Origin of the sequence: Phenylobacterium sp. (genome assembly GCF_025351295.1) — a bacterium.
Lineage (GTDB): Bacteria > Pseudomonadota > Alphaproteobacteria > Caulobacterales > Caulobacteraceae > Phenylobacterium.
On sequence record NZ_JANXWD010000145.1, the window covers coordinates 1 to 16,684 of the forward strand.

18 protein-coding genes are annotated in these 16,684 nt (G+C 69.1%); 9 read left to right on the plus strand and 9 right to left on the minus strand.

Annotated elements, in window-relative coordinates:
* Positions 1-189: 189 nt before the first annotated feature.
* Positions 190-1,221 (minus strand): lysylphosphatidylglycerol synthase domain-containing protein, encoded by a 1,032-nt coding sequence (locus Q0R13_RS19925; protein WP_293907249.1) that lies wholly within the window; start codon positions 1,219-1,221, stop codon positions 190-192.
* Positions 1,222-1,320: 99 nt separating this feature from the next.
* On the opposite strand from Q0R13_RS19925, the gene Q0R13_RS19930 reads away from it, so the two are divergent.
* Positions 1,321-1,779 carry a BON domain-containing protein gene (locus Q0R13_RS19930; protein ID WP_293907251.1) on the plus strand — a complete coding sequence of 153 codons (459 nt, stop codon included), beginning with the start codon at positions 1,321-1,323 and terminating at the stop codon, positions 1,777-1,779.
* A gap of 6 nt (positions 1,780-1,785) precedes the next feature.
* Here the strand turns inward: Q0R13_RS19930 and Q0R13_RS19935 are convergent, their stop codons facing one another.
* Complete coding sequence (locus Q0R13_RS19935) at positions 1,786-2,124, minus strand: hypothetical protein (RefSeq protein ID WP_293907253.1); 339 nt, start codon at positions 2,122-2,124, stop codon at positions 1,786-1,788.
* Between the two features lie 138 nt (positions 2,125-2,262).
* Between Q0R13_RS19935 and Q0R13_RS19940 the strand changes: the two genes are divergently transcribed.
* Both Q0R13_RS19940 and Q0R13_RS19945 read left to right on the plus strand, forming a co-directional pair.
* Positions 2,263-2,580: a polyhydroxyalkanoic acid system family protein gene (locus Q0R13_RS19940; RefSeq protein ID WP_293907255.1), complete on the plus strand. Its 318-nt coding sequence runs from the start codon at positions 2,263-2,265 to the stop codon at positions 2,578-2,580.
* Positions 2,581-2,652: 72 nt separating this feature from the next.
* Positions 2,653-2,910 carry a hypothetical protein gene (locus tag Q0R13_RS19945; protein WP_293907257.1) on the plus strand — a complete coding sequence of 86 codons (258 nt, stop codon included), beginning with the start codon at positions 2,653-2,655 and terminating at the stop codon, positions 2,908-2,910.
* A gap of 72 nt (positions 2,911-2,982) precedes the next feature.
* Here the strand turns inward: Q0R13_RS19945 and Q0R13_RS19950 are convergent, their stop codons facing one another.
* Positions 2,983-4,851: an ABC-F family ATP-binding cassette domain-containing protein gene (locus Q0R13_RS19950; RefSeq protein ID WP_293907259.1), complete on the minus strand. Its 1,869-nt coding sequence runs from the start codon at positions 4,849-4,851 to the stop codon at positions 2,983-2,985.
* Between the two features lie 155 nt (positions 4,852-5,006).
* Between Q0R13_RS19950 and ndk the strand changes: the two genes are divergently transcribed.
* Both ndk and Q0R13_RS19960 read left to right on the plus strand, forming a co-directional pair.
* Positions 5,007-5,426: a nucleoside-diphosphate kinase gene (ndk, locus tag Q0R13_RS19955; RefSeq protein WP_293907261.1), complete on the plus strand. Its 420-nt coding sequence runs from the start codon at positions 5,007-5,009 to the stop codon at positions 5,424-5,426.
* 99 nt (positions 5,427-5,525) lie between these two features.
* Positions 5,526-5,885: a DUF6481 family protein gene (locus tag Q0R13_RS19960; protein WP_293907263.1), complete on the plus strand. Its 360-nt coding sequence runs from the start codon at positions 5,526-5,528 to the stop codon at positions 5,883-5,885.
* A 192-nt stretch (positions 5,886-6,077) separates the two neighbouring features.
* Here the strand turns inward: Q0R13_RS19960 and Q0R13_RS19965 are convergent, their stop codons facing one another.
* From Q0R13_RS19965 to nthA, 3 genes are read right to left on the minus strand one after another with little or no spacing between them, the layout of a single operon-like run.
* Complete coding sequence (locus Q0R13_RS19965; RefSeq protein ID WP_293907265.1) at positions 6,078-6,428, minus strand: nitrile hydratase accessory protein; 351 nt, start codon at positions 6,426-6,428, stop codon at positions 6,078-6,080.
* Complete coding sequence (nthB, locus tag Q0R13_RS19970) at positions 6,415-7,068, minus strand: nitrile hydratase subunit beta (RefSeq protein WP_293907267.1); 654 nt, start codon at positions 7,066-7,068, stop codon at positions 6,415-6,417. The genes Q0R13_RS19965 and nthB overlap by 14 nt, the downstream gene beginning before the upstream one ends.
* Entirely contained in the window at positions 7,065-7,676 is a 612-nt protein-coding gene (gene nthA / locus Q0R13_RS19975) for a nitrile hydratase subunit alpha (protein WP_293907269.1), read from the minus strand. The genes nthB and nthA overlap by 4 nt, the downstream gene beginning before the upstream one ends.
* A gap of 91 nt (positions 7,677-7,767) precedes the next feature.
* Between nthA and Q0R13_RS19980 the strand changes: the two genes are divergently transcribed.
* A complete protein-coding gene (locus tag Q0R13_RS19980) occupies positions 7,768-8,406 on the plus strand; it encodes a DsbA family protein (protein ID WP_293907271.1) in 639 nt (212 codons plus the stop codon).
* A 1-nt stretch (position 8,407) separates the two neighbouring features.
* Here the strand turns inward: Q0R13_RS19980 and Q0R13_RS19985 are convergent, their stop codons facing one another.
* Positions 8,408-9,673 (minus strand): glutamate carboxypeptidase, encoded by a 1,266-nt coding sequence (locus tag Q0R13_RS19985; protein ID WP_293907273.1) that lies wholly within the window; start codon positions 9,671-9,673, stop codon positions 8,408-8,410.
* Positions 9,674-9,889: 216 nt separating this feature from the next.
* On the opposite strand from Q0R13_RS19985, the gene Q0R13_RS19990 reads away from it, so the two are divergent.
* Together Q0R13_RS19990 and Q0R13_RS19995 are read left to right on the plus strand one after the other, a co-directional pair.
* Positions 9,890-13,252 (plus strand): Calx-beta domain-containing protein, encoded by a 3,363-nt coding sequence (locus Q0R13_RS19990; protein ID WP_293907275.1) that lies wholly within the window; start codon positions 9,890-9,892, stop codon positions 13,250-13,252.
* 122 nt (positions 13,253-13,374) lie between these two features.
* Positions 13,375-13,995, plus strand: a complete 621-nt coding sequence (locus tag Q0R13_RS19995) for an ATP-dependent Clp protease proteolytic subunit (protein WP_293907277.1) — start codon at positions 13,375-13,377, stop codon at positions 13,993-13,995.
* Positions 13,996-14,146: 151 nt separating this feature from the next.
* On the opposite strand, the gene Q0R13_RS20000 is transcribed toward Q0R13_RS19995, so the two are convergent.
* On the minus strand, positions 14,147-14,407 hold the full coding sequence (locus tag Q0R13_RS20000; protein WP_293907279.1) for a hypothetical protein: 261 nt from the start codon (positions 14,405-14,407) through the stop codon (positions 14,147-14,149).
* The gene (locus Q0R13_RS20005) at positions 14,404-15,051 is read right to left on the minus strand and encodes an HAD-IB family hydrolase (protein WP_293907281.1); all 648 of its coding nucleotides are present in this window, start codon (positions 15,049-15,051) and stop codon (positions 14,404-14,406) included. Before Q0R13_RS20005 ends, Q0R13_RS20000 begins: the two co-directional genes overlap by 4 nt.
* Positions 15,052-15,273: 222 nt before the next feature.
* On the opposite strand from Q0R13_RS20005, the gene clpX reads away from it, so the two are divergent.
* Positions 15,274-16,536 (plus strand): ATP-dependent Clp protease ATP-binding subunit ClpX, encoded by a 1,263-nt coding sequence (clpX, locus tag Q0R13_RS20010; protein WP_293907283.1) that lies wholly within the window; start codon positions 15,274-15,276, stop codon positions 16,534-16,536.
* Positions 16,537-16,684 lie beyond the last annotated feature (148 nt).

A 16,684-nucleotide genomic window follows, 5' to 3' on the forward strand; every position in this document is an offset into this window, starting at 1 on the left:
GGCCGACCCTTTTGGGTACCCCCCGGCCCCGCGACGGGAGGCGGGGGCCGGGGCGTACGGTGGCGGTTGTCGGGGAACAGGGCCGCCGCCGCGTTTGTGTCCGTGTGTTTTGGGAGATGCGCGGACACTGCAGTTACGAGAGACTGGCCGCCCCGGATGCGTCCGGCCGCACCCTTGAGTAGAATTATTTCAGATCTTCCTTTGGCGCGGCTGACCGAACGTGTCGACGGCCAGCGCCAGGCCGGCGATCAGCAGCGGCGCCAGGAAGAAGAACAGCCGGTAGCCAAGGAAGGCCGCGGCGAGGGCCGCGGGCTCCAGCCCCTTCAACAGGGCGGAGAGGGAGCCCTCGAAGACCCCCACGCCGCCCGGGACGTGCGACACCAGCCCCGCCACCACCGAGGGTGCGTAGCCGCCGACGAAGGTGAAGTAGCCGATCGCGCCTGGCGGCAGCAGGGTCCAGATGATCGCGGCGGCCACGGCGTTGTCGACCGCCCCGATCGTCAGCTGCGCCAGGGCCACGCGCACCGACGGCAACCTGACGCTGTGGCCGAAGGCCCGGAGCGGCTGGCGTAGCAGCGCGCAGAGGGCGACATAGGTCCCGACGCCGGCGAGCAGCACGACCCCCATCGCGTCCGCCACCGGATTGGCGATCCGGCTGGCTGCGGCGATGTCGTGGCTGGAGGCCAGCAGCAGGCTGATCCCGGCCAGGGTCGACAGGCCGACGGTGAACGAGAAGCCGTGGAACAGGGTGGCGGCGGCCACCTGGCGCAGGGTGACGCCGTGGCGGGCGTAGTAGCGCGCGCGCACCGCGCCGGAGACGATCAGGTTGGCGCCCAGACTGTGGGCGATGGCGCTGGCGATGAAGGAGCCGGCGAGCGCCGACGGCAGCGCGATCCGCGCGCCCGCCCACCGCAGGCCCAGCCACTCCACCAGGCCCATGAGCACGAAGCTGGAGGCTGAGAGACCCATCGCGGCCAGCACCGCGCCCCAGCCCCAGGCCCGGATGGCGCCGGCGACCTGACCCAGGCTGAGCGTGTGGAATTCGCGCCAGAGTATGAACGCCGCGGCGCCCAGCAGGATGACGGCAGCCAGCCGCCACTCCGCCCAGCGAACTGTGGGGAGGAGCCGCCATCCCTGACCCCGCTGACGGGCCACGGCCGGGTCCGTCTCGGCGCCTGGGGGCAGGGCGGCGGCTCGCGTGTCGGGGTCTAGGCTCAGCACGGGGTCCCTCAGATCGGGTGGCGGCGTGGCGTCCAGCCTGGAACCGAAGCGCGAGGGGAAGGTTTCCACCCCGTTCGCGACGGTTTTAAGGAGACGACCATGCCCCGGGAAGACTGGAGAGACCTGGAGGCGGAACGGCTGCAGCGTCTGCGCGACCGCGACCGCGGCGATTTCGGCCAGGGCGACTATTCCAACCTCTATGGGTACGACCCACGGACCCGGACCGGCTACCGCGCCGACGACGACGGCCGCGGCGAACGCCCGCCGGCCCCGCGCTCCGAGGAATGGGACTACGGTCCGGACCATCGGCGCGCCCGCCGCGACGGGCCGTCCGACCGGGTGCTGTGGGCGGTGATCGTGGAACGGCTCGACGACGAGCGGCGGCTCGACCTGCGCGACGTCGAAGTCGCGGTTGTGGATGCGGAGGTCACCTTGAACGGCACCGTGCGTCACAAGCAGGACAAGCGCCGGATCGAGGACGTCGCCGACATCGATGGTGTGCGCCATGTCCAGAACAACCTGCGGCTCCGCGAACGCAGCCGCTGGACGCTGTTCTAGCCGCGCTCAGGCGGACGGCGGCTCGAACCGGCGCCGGAAGCGGGCCACGGCCAGCGGGGCGAAGGCGGCGGCCAGGCCACCGACGTCGGCGACCCAGTTGTCCAGGAGCGTCCGCCAGCTGGCGCCGCCGAGCAGGTGCAGCAGTTCCAGCCCCGACGTGAACAGGAACAGCCGGCCCCAGACCGTGCGCAGCCGGGCCCGCGGCGAGGCGGCCAGACCGCACAGTCCCGCCACATAAAAGGCCGCAAAATGCTCCAGGTAATGCGAACGTGCGAACTGCGGCACCAGGCGAGACGGCAGGAATACGGCGATGACGATGGCGGCGAGCGACGCCAGAAAGGCCACGCGGGAGATCACCGCGACGGGCCCGGTGATGGGGTAGGGACCTTGTCCGAGCAGGCTCCTGTCCGGTTCCATGGCGCGAAACTAGGCGCGGGGCGCGCTCACGGGAACCCATTGGGATGGCTTAGTGGTTGAGATGTCATGAGTAAGCCGGTCGTCGTCGCCATTCCGCATGAACTGGGCCGGGTCGAGGCGCGACGCCGGATCGACGAAGGCGCGGAGCGCCTGACCAGCCAGATCGGCGCGGTCGGCGACCTGACTCGCGCCTGGGAGGGCGACACCCTGCGTTTCTCGCTGGCGGCCATCGGCCAGACGGTGACGGGAACCATCGCCGTGGCGGAGCGCGAGGTGCGCGTGGAAATCCAGCTGCCGGGCATCTTCGCGATGATCGCCGGCAAGGTGAAGAGCCGGATGCGCGACGAGGGGCAGGCCCTGCTGGCGGGACCGCGGCCGCGGTAGAGGTTCCGGCAACGGTGACGGCAACCCTTCCGGGCCTCAGGGGTTTGTTGCCGGACACATCCGGAGGACCCCATGTCGAACCCCATCAAAGACGTCGCCAAGCGCGTTTTTTCTCATGCGTCCGACGAGCCCAAGGCCGAGCCCACGCCCGAATCGCACTTGGTCATGGGTGAAACACGCCACATCGAACCGACGCCGGAAGGCCAGAAGCACGACCATCTGGCCGAGCGCGAAGCGCACTCAGAGGACCGCCAGGAAGCCCTGCTCGATGAGGCCCTCGAGGAGAGCTTCCCCGGCTCCGACCCGATCAGCCCCAAGCACATCACCTGACCGGCGACAGCGGCTCTGCGTCGACGCAGGGCCGCGTCAAGCTGCCGTTGGCGGCTACCCCTGACTTCCCGCCTACCCCTTCAACGCCTCGTAGGCCTCCAGCGCCGCGATCCATTCGGCTTCGGCGGCGTCCAGGGCGGCCTGGGCGGCCTGGCGGCGGCGGCCCAGGTCGGCGGCCTTGGCGGGGTCGGCGAAGGCGGCGGGGTCTGCCAGGGCGCTGTCGATTAGGGCTACGACTTCGGTGGCCTTGGCCAGGGCCGTCTCGGCGGCCTCGGTGCGGCGGCGGGCGGTTCCGGTGGGGAGCTTGGGCTTGGAGACGGGCGGGGGCGGGGCGGCGGGCTCCGGGGCCTTCACCTGGCTGGGGCTGCGGGCCACCTGGCGGGCGCGGTCCAGTACGAAGGCGGCGTAGTCCTCCATGTCGCCGTCGAAGGGCTCGATGCCGCCGTCGGCGGCCAGCCACAGGCGGTCGGCGACCAGCTCCATCAGCGAGCGGTCGTGGGTGATCAGGATCACCGCGCCCTCGTAGTCGTTGAGCGCGTCCAGCAGGGCGCGGCGGCTGTCGATATCGAGGTGGTTGGTCGGCTCGTCGAGGATCAGGAGGTGGGGCGCCTCCATGGCCACCATATTGAGCAGCAGCCGCGCGCGCTCGCCGCCGGACAGGTTGGCGACGGTGGTGTCGACCTTCTCGTAGCTGAGGCCGAATTGCGCCAGGCGCGAGCGGCGTTTGGCCTCGCTCTCCTGCGGCATGATCCGGCGGATGATCTCCAGCGGGGTGTCGGTGGGGTCCATCGCCTCGATCTGGTGCTGGTGGAACCAGCCGACCTTGAGGCGCGGGCTGCGGTGCAGGGTCCCGCTCTGCGTGGTCAGGGCGCCGGCCACCAGCTTGGCGAAGGTGGACTTGCCGGCGCCGTTGACGCCCAGCAGGCCGATGCGGTCGTCGATGTCGAGGCGCAGGTTCAGGCGCTTCAGGATCGGCGGCCCGCCATAGCCGACCGTGGCGCCCTCCAGGCGCAGCAGAGGCGGGGCCAGCGGACGCTCCGGCGAGGGCAGGGTGAAGGGCGTCACCCGGTCCTCGATCACCGCCGACATCGGCGGCAGCTTGGCGATCATCTTCAGGCGCGACTGGGCCTGGGTGGCCTTCGACGCCTTGGCGCGGAAACGGTCGACGAAGGACTGCAGGTGCTCGCGCCGCTGCTCGATCTTCACCCGGGTGGCTTCCTGCAGGCGCAGCTTCTCGGACAGCTGGAATTCGAAGTTGTCGTAGCCGCCGGGGTAGAGGTCGAGCTTGCCGTCCTTCAGGTGCAGGATGTGGTCGACGGAGTTGTTCAGCAGCTCGCGGTCGTGGCTGATGACGATGGCGGTGTGCGGGTATTTCTGCAGCCGCGCCTCCAGCCACAGCGCGCCCTCCAGGTCGAGGTAGTTGGTGGGCTCGTCCAGCAGCAGCAGGTCAGGCTCGGCGAACAGGCTGGCGGCCAGGGCGACGCGCATCCGCCAGCCGCCGGAGAATTCCGCCATCGGCCGCGCCAGGTCGGCCTGGCTGAAGCCGAGGCCGGCCAGGATCTCGGCGGCGCGGGAGGGGGCGCGGTCGGCGTCGATCTCGATGAGGCGGGCGTAGATCTCGCCCATGTCCTCGGGCGGGGCGGTCTCCAGGCTCTGGAGCAGATCGTGGCGCTCGACGTCGGCCTCGAGCACCGTGTCCAGCAGCAACACCGGCGTGGCGGGATGCTCCTGGTCCACCGAGCCGATTCGCGCCTTCTTGGGCACGCCGATGTCGCCGGAGCCCGCCGTCAGCTGGCCCAGGATCACCTTGAACAGGGTCGACTTGCCCACGCCGTTGCGGCCGACAAGGCCGACCTTGGCGTCCTTGGGCAGCGTGACCGTGGCCCGGTCGAAAAAGCGGCGCCCCCAGGCGTCGAGGACAAGGTCGGTGATCTGGAGCATGGGGTTTCCGTTGGGCGCGCCTCGTACCAGACATGTTGCGCTGCGTCATGTCCGACGGCGGGTTGCCTCCCAAGCCGGGTTGCCGCTATAGAGCGCGCCACCCGCGCGGAGCCGCTTCGCGCACCTCCCCAATTGCCCAGAGCCCCTCGGAGCCCATGACCGAACGCACCTTCTCGATCATCAAGCCGGACGCCACGCGGCGGAACCTGACCGGCAAGGTCAATGCGGTGATCGAGGACGCCGGGCTGCGGATCGTGGCCCAGCGGCGGATCCGGATGACCGAGGCTCAGGCGAAGAAGTTCTACGAGGTCCACGCCGAGCGCCCGTTCTACGGCGAGCTGGTGGAGTTCATGATGTCGGCGCCGGTCGTGGTGCAGGTGCTGGAAGGCGACAACGCCGTCGCCAGGTACCGCGAAGTGATGGGCGCCACGAACCCGGCCCAGGCCGCCGACGGCACCATCCGCAAGCTCTATGCCGAAAGCGTCGGCGAGAACTCGGTCCACGGATCGGACAGCGCCGAGAACGCCAAGCTCGAGATCGCGCAGTTCTTCACCGAGGCCGACATCGTCGGCTGACGCCACGCAAGCTTCACACAACGGTTTCGAACCCGTGGGGTTTTCTCCGCGAACGACCGGTTACAAGCGACAACGATCTCTCCAACCGAACAAGTGACGATGAGAGAAAACAAAGTCTTCCCGGGGTTCACCGAGCGGCTGGCCGCCCAGGCCGACGCCCGCAAAGCCCTGCTTGAGAAATTCAAGCCGAAGCCGACCGTGGTGGCGCAGGTGCTCGAGACCCGCGAGCAGAAGAAAGCCCGCGAACTCGACGAAGTCCGCGCCAAGCGGGCCGCCGACAAGGAGGCCGTCCGCCTCGCCAAGGAAAAGGCCGAGGCTGACGCCCGGCTGGCGATGGAAAACGACGAGGAGCTGATGCTCCAGTTGAAGCGCGACGATCGCAAGGCCCGCAAGGCGGCCGCCAAGGCCGAAGCCCGCGACAAGCGCGAGCAGAAGTCGCAGATGCGCCGGACGGGCTGATCCGGTCGACGGCGAGGTCCAGGCCCGGTTTCCCTTCACCCGTAGGGGGAGGGGGACCGCCCGAAGGGGGGTGGAGGGGGCCGCGACCGCTCTGACCTATCCCGCAAGCCCCCTCCACCATGCTGCGCAGGGTCCCCCTCCCCCTACGGCTGAGGAGAGAGCGGCGGCGGACCGGCTACCCACGCCAGGCGGCTATAGCTCCACAGGTTTCCCGTGCGGCGTGCGCAGGTAGGCGTCGCGCCATGCGGCCTTGCGCGCGGAGAGCTCATCCGGCGCGGCCAGCCGGCGGCCGGCGACCAGCCCCTCAAGCGCCGCCACCCAGTGGTCGTAGTAGCGCGCGCCGTCGTCCGCCGGATCGCCGGCCAGCTGCGCCGACAGCGCCGCCGCCCACTCGGGCCAGGTGAAGGCGCCGGTCTCATGCAGCCGCAGGGTGAGCGCGAAGGCCTGGGCCTGCCAGGGCTCGGCGAACACCGGGCCCTCCGCGTCGCGCGGCAGGCGGGGAAGTGCAGCAAGGTCGGGGGCGGCCAGGTCAGGCGGGTTCAAGATAGGGCTCCCACAGGTCGAGGCGCACGCTGTCGCGGGCCGGGGCGTCAGGCCCCCACAGTTCGCGGGCTGCGAAGCAGACGGTGTAGAGGTGACGCGGGTCTTCGCCTGCGCCGCGGGCATTGCTGTCGGGCAGCACGTGGGGGCCATGCCGCCGCTGGATCACGCCGACGCGGCCGCGGGCGTAGCGGGGCAGGCGGGTGTGGCCGGTTGGGTTCAGGTTGCGGGCCCGCACCCGGTCGCCGGGCTGGAAGGCCGGCCCGGCCTCCATCTCGCGGAGATAGGACGAGGGGCTGGCCATGGCCGCGGCGACGTCCGTCGCGGCGAGACGGGGCGTCGCCTTGGGCGAGCCAGGGTCGGCGCGGCCGGACGCGATCTCCCGAGCGGTCACCAGGCCGCCCTTGAGCAATAGGGCGCAGAGGCTGGTGAACCACTTCTCGTAGTAGGTCATCCGCAGATAGTCGGGGCCGGGGATCAGCTCGCGCTGGTGGCGGCCGACATCGATGTTGCCGCGGGTGGGCGAGGCAATGGTCATGGCGTGGACCCGGCCTTCCCAGGCGGCGTGGAACACCGGCTCCTTCGGCTCCGGGGCCACCGGACCCAGCCCGTGCATGCCGCCCATGTCATGGACGCCGTTCACAGCAGGGTCGTCCCGATCATGCCGTCGCGGGTGACCAGGGCGGCCAGCTCGGCTTCGGTGAGCCCTTCGGTTCCCGCCGGCCGCTCCGGGATCACCAGGTAGCGGACCTCGGCGGTGGAATCCCAGACGCGCACCTCGGTGTCCTCCCGCAGCTCGGTCCCGAACTCGGCCAGCACGCCGCGCGGATCGATCACGGCGCGGGAGCGGTAGGGCGGCGACTTGTACCAGACCGGCGGCAGGCCCAGCACCGGCCACGGGTAGCAGGAGCACAGGGTGCAGACGACCAGGTTATGGACCCCCGGCCCGTTCTCCACCGCCACCATGTGCTCGCCCTGGCGGCCGGTGAAATCCAGCTCGGCGATGGCGGCGGTGGCGTCGGCCCGCAGACGCGCGAGGTAGGCCGGATCGCTCCAGGCCCTGGCCACGACGCGCGCGCCATTGCGGGGCCCGACCTTGGTCTCGAAGTGGTCGACGATGGCGTCCAGGGCGGCGGCGTCCACCAGGCCCTTTTCGATCAGGACCGACTCCAGCGCCTTCACCCGCAGCGCCATGTCGGACGGCGGCTCCTGTTCGTGATCGTGATCGTGGTCGTGATGATCGTGGGCCATGGGGCGAGGTTGGCCCAAGCCGCGCCGAAGGTGAAGTGGGGGCGTGACGGCGCGCGCCCGGCCTGCGATCCTTCATACCGAGGAGGCCACCATGGATGAGCCGCACCTGATCTACTTCTCCGACCCGATGTGCTCGTGGTGCTACGGGTTCTCGCCGGTGATCGAACAGGTTCGCAGGGCCTACGGCGACGCCCTGCCGATCCGCGTGGTCATGGGCGGCCTGCGACCGGGGAGTGAGACACCGATGACCCCGGATCGCGCCAAGGAACTGGCCGGTCATTGGGGCCATGTCCACGAGGCGTCCGGCCTGCCGTTCGATCCCGCGGCGATCAACCGCGAGGGCTTCGTCTACGACACCGATCCCGCCGCTCGCGCCGTCGTCGTGGTCCGGCGCGAGGGCCAGGACGTGGCGCTCCGCTATCTTGCCGCCGCCCAGCGCGCCTTCTACGCCGAGGGGCGCGACGTCACCTCCGGCCCGGTGCTCGCCGACCTGGCCGCCGACTTCGGCCTCGACCGCGACCGCTTCCTGGCCGACTGGTCGGACGAGGCGGCAAAGACCGAGACCTGGGGCGACTACGCCACCTCGCAGCGGGCCGGCGTCACCGGCTTCCCCACCCTGGTCGGCGGCCCCAACGCCGAGGGCGCCTACGGCGTCGTCACCCGCGGCTATGCGCCGGCGGAGCAGGTGCTGGCGGTGCTGAGGGACTGGATCTCACGGATCGCCGCCTGAGCTATTTCGTCATCGGGGCCGGCGGCGACTTGCCGAGCTCCATGATCAGCTTGGTCAGCAGGTAGAGCCGCGGCGTCAGGGTGGTCAGGTCGAGGAACTCCTTCTCTGAGTGGAAACCGCCGCCGACCGGGCCTAGCCCGTCCAGCGCCGGAATGCCGGCTTCGGCGGCCAGCGCCGATTCCGAGGCGCCGCCGTTGCCCGCCCGCTCGAGCTTGCGGTCCAGGCCGGCGTAGATCGCCTCGGCGCGCGCCGCCAGGGCGTCGGTGCCGGGGTTGTTCGGGAGCGGCGGGAACGAGGTCTCGCGGGCGACCGTCACCCTGGTGTCCGGGATCACGGTGGTCATGGCGCTGGTCTCCATGGCCTGGATCACCTTTTCCACGTCGGCCTTGTCGCGCACCCGCAGGCTGAAGGTCGCCGAGGCGTCCTCCGGGATGATGTTGTTGCGGGCGCCGGCCTTGAGGAGCGTCAGATTCAGGGTCATGCCGTCGCCGGTCTTCGGGAACCGCTCGACCGCCTTCAGCTGATGGATCAGTTCCTCGGCGGCGTTGCGGCCGTCCTGCGGGGCGACCCCGGCGTGGGCGGCGCGGCCTTTGACGTCAACATGGATGACGGTGGAGCCCTTGCGCCAGACGGTGACCGCGTCCGGCGGGTCGCCCGGCTCCATGTTGAGCTCGACGTCGGCGTCCTTGAACAGCTTGTCGATCAGCGCCCGGGTCCCCGGCGAGCCGCGCTCCTCGGAGGTTTCGATGAGGAAGACGATCTGTTTGAAATCCTTGAAATTCTGGTCGTGCAGGAGCTGCAGGGCGTAGAGCGCCTCGATCACACCGCCTTTCTCGTCGGACACCCCTGGCCCGGTCGCCCGGTCGCCGTCGATCCGGAATGGCCACTTCGCCACCGTGCCGGGGCCGAACACGGTGTCCAGGTGGGCGATGATCAGGATGCGGCCCTTGCCGGTTCCGGTGAGGGTCGCGACCGTGTTCTCAGGCAGACCCTCGGCCTCGGCCTTCACGCTTTCGATGGTCGTGCCCAGGGCCTTCAGGCGGGGGATCAGCACGGCCGCCACCTTGCGCCCGCCGTCGGCGTCGCCGGCGCCGCTGTCGAGGTTGACCACCTGCTCCAGCAGCTTGAGCTGGTCCGCGCGGGCCGCCTGCGCCGCCGCCCAGACCTTGGCGTCCTTCTGGGCCGTCTTGGCCGCCGCCAGGGCCGGCCCCGCGGCCAGCAGCGTCATCGCCAGTCCGGCCGTCGCCAGCCCCGTCATCGTCCGCATCGCGCGCTCCGAAAAACCCCGCAGCACTTTGATCAGACCGTCGCGGGCCTGTCACGGCCGCCCGCTATTCCGGCGGCCTGGAGCTCAGCGGGCCGGCGCCCCGAATCAACCTGTGGGTGAATCGTCAACGACGCTTGCGCCCGGTCAAAGGCCGGGATGGAGTCGTCGTCCGGCCTCTGGGGAGAGGCTGATTGTGGTGTTTTCTTGGGGACTTAGATGAGCACGGTGTATTTCAACCTCGCAGCCGGCAACTTCTTCCAGGACTGGTCGAACGCCGGCCTGATCACCACCGACGACAACTGGGACGGAGTCCCCAGCATCGTCGGTTTCCGGGGTGACGACATCACCAGCGCCACCGGGGTCGACCCACGGACCCTGACCGGCGACGGCACGGTGACGGTCGACGTCGACGCCAACCAGACCAACCCGAACACCTTCACCACCGGCGGCGTGGCCGAGTTCGCCATCGCCAACCCGACCGTCGCCCTGCAGGGCTCCGGCACCGCCGACGCGCCCTATATCGCCCTCTATCTGAACGGCGCGGGCCGCCAGAACCTGCACCTGGACGTCGACATCCGCGACATCGACGGCTCTGCCGACAACGCCACCCAGCCGTTCAATATCCAGTACCGGATCGGCGGGACCGGGGCCTGGACGAACCTGCCCGGCAGCTACATCGCCGACGCCAGCACCGGCCCGTCGCTGGCCACGCTCGTCAATCACCTGTCGATCGACCTGCCCGCCGCCCTGAACGGGCAGTCCGAGATCCAGCTCCGCTTCATGACCACCAACGCCGCCGGCAGCGACGAATGGCTGGGAGTCGACAACATCGGCGTGACCAGCGACGCCCAGGCCGGCGCTTCGGTCGCGGTCGGCAACGTCTCGATTGCAGAGGGCGACGCGGGCGACCAGCTGTTGACCTTCACGGTGACCCGCAGCAACGCCGACGGCGCCTTCACCCTCGACTATGGCACCCAGGACGGCACCGCCACGGCCGGCAGCGACTATGTCGCCACGTCGGGAACGCTGGCGTTCGCCCAGGGCGGCGCGCTCAGCCAGACGGTCTCGGTGACCATCCACGGCGACACCACCGTCGAGCCCAACGAGGCGTTCAGCCTGCTGCTGTCGAACCTCAACAGCACCGCCGGCACGGCGACCCTGCTGAACACCTTGGCGACCGGGACGATCACCAATGACGATTTCACCCTGATCCCGATCTATCAGATCCAGGGAGAGGCCCACACCTCGCCGTTCAACGGCCAGCATGTCGTCACGTCGGGGATCGTCACGGCGATCGACACCACCGGCGCCCGCGGCTTCTGGGTCCAGGACCCGACCGGCGACGGCAACAGCGCCACGTCCGACGCGGTGTTTGTCTTCACCGGCGCCACGCCCACGGTGTCGGTCGGCGACAGCGTGCGGGTCGAGGGTAACGTCAACGAGTTCCTGCCCAGCGCCGACGCGAACAACCTGACCACCACGGAGATCGAGAGCCCGACCGTCACGGTCCTGAGCACCGGCAACGCCCTGCCGGCCGCCACGATCATCGGGACCGGTGGCCGCCTGCCGCCCACCGAGGTGGTGGAGGACGACCATTTCACGGTCTTCGACCCCAGCCACGATGCCGCGGATTTCTACGAGTCGCTCGAGGGCATGCTGGTCACGGTGAAGAACGCCCAGGCGGTGGACTCCACGGTCGGCAATTCCACCTGGATCGTCGACGACCTGGGCGCCAACGCCACCGGCATGAACAGCCGTGGCGGCATCACCATCCAGGCGAGCGACATCAACCCGGAACGGGTGCAGATCTTCTACGACAGCGGCGTCGCCCCGGCCTCCGTGCAGCCGAACGCTATCCAGGGCGACCACCTGGGCGACGTCACCGGGGTCATCAGCTACTTCGGCGGCAACTACGAGCTGCTGCCGACGGCGATCGGCGCCACCGGCAGCGGCGCGACCCTGCCGCGCGAGGTCACCGCCCTGGCCGGCGATACCGAGCACGTGACCATCGGCGCCTACAACGTCGAGAACCTCGACCCCACCGACCCGCAGGCCAAGTTCGACCAGCTCGGCCACGACATCGCCGTCGCCATGGGCCACCCCGACATCGTCGGGCTGGAGGAAATCCAGGACGCCGACGGCGCCGGGGCCGGCACGAACTACTCCGGCGCGATCACCGCCCAGAAGCTGATCGACGCCATCGTGGCCGCCGGCGGCCCGCACTACGTCTACATCGAGATCGCGCCGACGGCGAACAACGCCAATGGCGGCGAGCCCAACGGCAACATCCGCCAGGGCTTCCTCTACAATCCCGACCGGGTGTCCTATGTGGCCGGGTCGGTCCGGCAGATCTTCGACACCACGCCGGCCAACGGCGACGCCTACAACAACAGCCGCCACCCGCTGGTGGCCGACTTCACCTTCCACGGCGAGACGCTTACTGTCGTGGACGTGCACAACTACTCCCGCGGCGGCAGCGAGGAGCCGTTCGGCAAAGACCAGCCGCCGCTGAACAACGGCGACGACCGCCGGCTGGACCAGACCTCCTTCGTCAAGACCTATGTCGAGGGGCTGGTCGGGGCCAATGCTCAGGCCAAGGTCGTGGTCATGGGCGACTTCAACGCCTTTCCGTTCGAGCCTTCGCTGACCCAGCTGGAGAGCGGCGGGGCCTTGACCAACCTCTCCAACCTGCTCGCGCCCAACGAGCGGTTCTCCTATGCCTTCGAGGGCAACAGCCAGCAGATCGACAACCTGCTGGCCTCGCCCAGCCTCTATGCCGGCGCCCAGTTCGACATCGTCCACCTGAATTCGGGCCAGCCGGTCGCCACCCGGCCCACCGACCACGACGCCATCGTCTCCAGCCTGTTCGTGAACTCGGCCCCCGTCGCGGCGCTCGACACCGGGATCGTGTCGGAGAACCAGACCATCACCGTCGACGTGCTGGCCAACGACACCGACGCCAATGTTGGCGACACCAGGACCCTGATCGGGGTCGCCACCTCCGGCCTGGCCGGCCACGCCACCATCGTCGGCGGCAATGTGGTCTACGTGGCCGACGGCGACGCCTCGGACGCGCTGAAGCAGCCCCAGAACCTGGTCGACGCGGTGACCTACCAGGTGCAGGACAGCCACGGCGCAGTGAGCACGGGGACGCTCAACGTCACCGTCCGCGGCATCGCCGACGCCCCGGTCCGCACCGGCACGGCGGGCGCCGACACCCTGACCGGGACGAACCAGCTGGACGAGACGCTGAACGGGGCCGGCGGCAACGACAAGCTGCTGGGCCTGGGCGGCACGGACACCCTGAATGGCGGCCTGGGCAACGACACGCTGAGCGGCGGGGCTGGCGTCGACCGCTTCGTGTTCAACGGGGCGTTCGGCAAGGACGTGGTCACCGACTTCGAGTCGAAGGACCTGATCCAGCTGGATCACACCCAGTTCGCCGACTTCGCCGCCGTGCAGGCCCATGCCGCCCAGTCGGGTCTGGACGTGGTCATCACCCTTGATGCAGCCCACGCCATAACGCTCCAGAACGTCACCCTGGGCAGCCTGAACGCCGGCGAGTTCCTGTTCGCCTGACGCAAGCCGGGCGGCGGCGCTTATGCCGGCGCCCTGGCTCCTTGCGTAGAGGGGCGGGGCACGCGATATCGGGGTGAGCGCGGACGCCTGCCGTCCGCTCACGGATTCAAGAAGGACTTTCCATGCGTGACCCCGTCACCACCGCGCTTGGCCTCGTGCCGATGGTCGTCGAGCAGACGAGCCGCGGCGAGCGCGCCTACGACATTTTCTCCCGCCTGCTGAAGGATCGGATCATCTTCCTGGCCGGCCCGGTCGAGGACGGCATGGCGGCGCTGATCTGCGCGCAGCTGCTGCACCTGGAGGCCGAGAACCCCAAGAAAGAGATCCAGATGTACATCAACTCGCCGGGCGGCGTGGTGACCTCGGGCCTCGCGATCTACGACACCATGCAATATGTGAAGAGCCCGGTGATCACGCTTTGCCTGGGCATGGCGGCCTCGATGGGGTCGTTCCTGCTGATGGCCGGCGAGAAGGGCCAGCGGATCGCGCTGCCGAACTCGCGGATCATGGTCCACCAGCCGTCGGGCGGCTTCTCCGGCAAGGCCCAGGACATCCGTCGCCACGCCGAGGACATCATCAAGACCAAGCGCCGACTGAACGAGATCTACGCCAAGCATACGGGCCAGTCGATCGAGGTGGTCGAGGAGACCCTGGACCGCGACCACTTCATGACCGCCGAAGAGGCCAAGGCGTGGGGCATCGTCGATCACGTCTGGGAAAAGCGCGAGGGCGACGAGGTCTAGGGTTTTCCCAAATCCGCTCATCCCGGCGAATCCCGGGACCCGGATGGGATGGCGGACCGGCGGGTTCGAAGGGCGCTGAAATCTTCCAGCCCGCATTCCAGTTTTGCGATCCGGGTCCCGGCATTCGCCGGGATGAGCGGTCGTTGGAGGATCAGGGCGCCATGCGTTCCCTCGCGACGGCAACCAGCCGTCGCCGGCCGGTCTCCTCGGTGACGTCGATCCGCTCAAAGTCCCGCCCGTCGGCGTCGCGCACATCGGCGAACAGGCCCTTGGGGTCCTCATGGAAATGCAGGAACGCGCGGCTCTTCAGGTAGAAAATCCCCCGCGACGCCTCCTTCAGACCGCCCAGCGCGCGGATCTCCGCCAGCAGCGGCTCGATCGTATCCAGCACGGCGGGGCCAGCGTGTTTCATGGCCGGGCCGTGAAAACCTTGAAATAGGGCTCCTCGGCGATGGCCAGCATCTCGGTGTCGCCGCCGGTGTCGCCATAGGCCGCGCGCACACGCAGCCCCGGACCATAGGCGGCCTTCAGCCGCACCACCTTCTGGGGCCCGCGGCAGTTGGGGGCGGCGAAGGCGCCGGTGATCCGGTCGCGCTCGTCGTAGGCCAGCGGCGTGCCCAGGATGTCGTCCGCCCCCAGGCCGCGGGCGAAGGGCGCCACGACCACGTCCGGCGAGGCGGTGACGATGATCAGGCGGACCCGCTCCGTCCGCCAGCGCTTCCAGGCGGCCACGGCGTCGGGCCGCAGCAGGCTGCGCGAGTGCTGCTCGGCGAACCGGCGGGCGTCGGCCTCCAGCCGCTCGCGGCTGACTCCGGCCAGATAGACGCGGGTGGCGTCAGCCTTGATCCGCCCGCGGTCGCGGTGGACCAGGTAGGCGAGGGCGGCCGGAATCAACCGCACGCCCCCGAGCGCCCAGGCCAGCGGCGGCGTCCGCCACTTCAGGAACGCCGTATAGCTGTCACGGACGGTGAGGGTGCCGTCGAAGTCGAAGGCGACGATGGGCGGATCGGAACCCTGCGCGGCGGTTGGGCTTTCGGGTTCACGCTCTTGTGCCATTCCGGCGCATTTCCCATTTGGTAAGACGCGGCGCCCAGGGTCCGGGCTTCGCGCCGCACATTGTCGCGACGTTGTGCGAAGGCTTGTGATCCCGGCGCGGATCGGGGAATGTCAACCCTTGGACAACCCGCGGCGCGTATTCTGCAGTGTCAGGGCGCAGATGCCCCGGGGCGCAGCCCGCCAGACAACCGGCCGGCTCCGTCGAAAGAGTGAGATGAAACCATGACTAAGGCGGCCAGCGGAGACTCGAAGAGCACGCTCTATTGCTCTTTCTGCGGCAAGAGCCAGCACGAAGTCCGCAAGCTTATCGCGGGCCCCACGGTGTTCATCTGCGATGAATGCGTGGAACTGTGCATGGATATCATCCGCGAAGAGCACAAGATTTCCTTCGTCAAATCCAAAGACGGCGTTCCGACGCCCAAGGAAATCCGCGAGGTCCTGGACGATTACGTGATCGGGCAAGATCACGCCAAGAAAGTCCTCTCGGTCGCGGTGCACAATCACTACAAGCGCCTGAACCACGCGGCGAAGAACAACGACGTCGAACTGGGCAAGGCCAACATCCTGCTGATCGGCCCGACCGGCACCGGCAAGACCCTGCTGGCCCAGACCCTGGCCCGAATCATCGACGTGCCGTTCACCGTCGCCGACGCGACGACGCTCACCGAAGCCGGCTATGTGGGCGAGGACGTCGAGAATATTATCCTGAAGCTGCTGCAGTCGGCCGACTACAACGTCGAGCGCGCGCAGCGCGGCATCGTCTACATCGACGAGGTCGATAAGATCAGCCGCAAGTCCGACAATCCCTCGATCACCAGGGACGTGTCCGGCGAGGGCGTGCAGCAGGCGCTGCTCAAGATTATGGAAGGCACCGTCGCCTCCGTGCCGCCGCAGGGCGGACGCAAGCATCCGCAGCAGGAGTTCCTGCAGGTCGACACCACCAACATCCTGTTCATCTGCGGCGGGGCCTTCGCGGGCCTGGAGAAGATCATCTCCGCGCGGGGCCAGGGCACCTCGGTCGGCTTCGGCGCCAAGGTGTCGGACCCGGACGAACGCCGCACCGGCGAGGTGTTCCGCCAAGTGGAGCCGGACGACCTGCTCCGCTTCGGCTTGATCCCGGAATTCGTCGGCCGCCTGCCGGTGATCGCCACCCTCGACGACCTGGACGAAAAGGCCCTGGTGAAGATCCTCACCGAGCCGAAGAACGCCTTCGTCAAGCAGTACCAGCGCCTGTTCGAGATGGAGAACGTTGGCCTGACGTTCACCGACGACGCCCTGAACGCGGTGGCCCGCAAGGCCATCCTGCGCAGGACCGGCGCGCGGGGGTTGCGCTCGATCCTGGAGAGCATCCTGCTCGACACCATGTACGAGCTGCCGACCTATGACGGCGTCGAAGAGGTGGTGGTCAACGCCGAGGTCGTGGAAGGCCGCGCCCAGCCGCTGATCATCTACGCCGAGCGCCGCGACAAGGGCGGGGCCGCCTAAGCTTCCAACCTGTTCTGAACGTTCAGCGCCCGCGGCCCAGCCGCGGGCGCAATCGTCTGGGAAATGATCAACGAAGTTTGATCGCGCTCAAGGCCGCGGCCTTGCCGCGCCCCTAGCGTCTCCACGCTGAGCTCCCGGGTTGTACGGG